This window comes from Nocardia sp. 348MFTsu5.1, assembly GCF_000383535.1.
Lineage (GTDB): Bacteria > Actinomycetota > Actinomycetes > Mycobacteriales > Mycobacteriaceae > Williamsia > Williamsia faeni.
On record NZ_KB911543.1, the window covers coordinates 1 to 1,301 of the forward strand.

The 1,301-nt window shown below is 63.6% G+C and carries 2 protein-coding genes; both read right to left on the bottom strand.

Annotated features, from left to right (window positions below):
• Window positions 1-950 (bottom strand): PE-PPE domain-containing protein (locus H290_RS0127325; protein WP_020110044.1); only part of this gene is annotated, 950 nt, incomplete at its 3' end.
• 84 nt (window positions 951-1,034) lie between these two features.
• Window positions 1,035-1,301: PE-PPE domain-containing protein (locus tag H290_RS0127330; RefSeq protein ID WP_028463766.1), on the bottom strand; the 267-nt coding region annotated here is incomplete at its 5' end.

Sequence of the window (1,301 nt, forward strand, 5' to 3'; positions counted from 1 at the left end):
ACGATCACCTTGGCGGACGGTTCGACCACATCGATCGCCGACTCTGGCACCCCCAAGCTGCGCGCCGGACCGAACAATGGCAGGTCCTGCGTCTCAAAGAAGTAGTAGTCGGTGTCGCCGTGGGTGCCTTGGTAGGCGGGAGATGTCGTCGGGTCGGGAGGCAGACTCACATCGAACCCGTACGCATGCACATAGACGGTGCCCAGAACCGCGTTCAAGTCGGCGACAAGATTGAGCGGATACAACGGGAAATCGGCGAAGCCGTCATATTGCCGGTTGATCTCGACCGTCTCGAACTGGGTGTCGGTGGCTGCAGGGCCATTGAAAGACCAATCGAGGATCGGGAGGTGAAGGTCGGGGAACCTGGCAAAAAGGCCCCCGTTGGGCAGATTGGGATCAGCGCTCACCAAGAAGTCGATATCGGGGGCCTCGGTTCCCGCCGGGTACTGCGCGGCGAGCTTGCGCTTCTCCACGTTCGCGACGACTGCGCCCTGCGAATAGCCGGTTATCACCAGATCGTCGTTGCCGTTCTCGGCCATCGCCGCCTCCAGATCGCTGACCCCTTGCTCTACCGACCGATCGAAGGTGAGGTCGAAGAGCCCCGAGAGCTTCCACAACGGCTCGTCGGGCCACGCCGGACCATCAAAACCGAAGATCGGGGGCCCGAGCGAGAACAGGACGAGGCGAAGGAACCCGGTGAGGGGCCAAGCCTCCTGGGGGGCGGTCACTGCGACGGGCTTTATGTTCTGGTGCGGATGGGTCGGCTCGATGAACTGGTTCATCGCAGCATCGATCAACGCGGCGTCAGGCGTTGGGACGGTGGTCCCGCCCATGATCAAGGCCGTTTTACCAGGCAGCGATACGTCCGAAGACGCCGACGCCGACGCGGGCGACAGCGGCAGAACCGTGGCCATCACCACCAGCACCGCGACACCGATCGACACGCTCATCCAAGTGGAAGTCAAACGGAGACTCCCGAGTCGCGGAGCGATCAGACTCGAACCAATCATTTGCCGTTCACCCCCTCGCTGCAACTACGGTGCGGGGATCGTCAGCAGCGGCGACAACCCCGAGAGGGCCATGGCGTTGTTGACGCCCGCACCAACTGCGTCGACAAAATCGGTGACCACCGACGCCGGGTCGAGCGTCGGGAACCGCGCCGGGGTGGGCTCCCACGCCGGGATGCTGCGGTCATAGCCCTGGTCCACGATCACCTTGGCGGACGGTTCGACCACATCGATCGCCGACTCTGGCACCCCCAAGCTGCGCGCCGGACCGAACAATGGCAGGTCCTGCGTCTC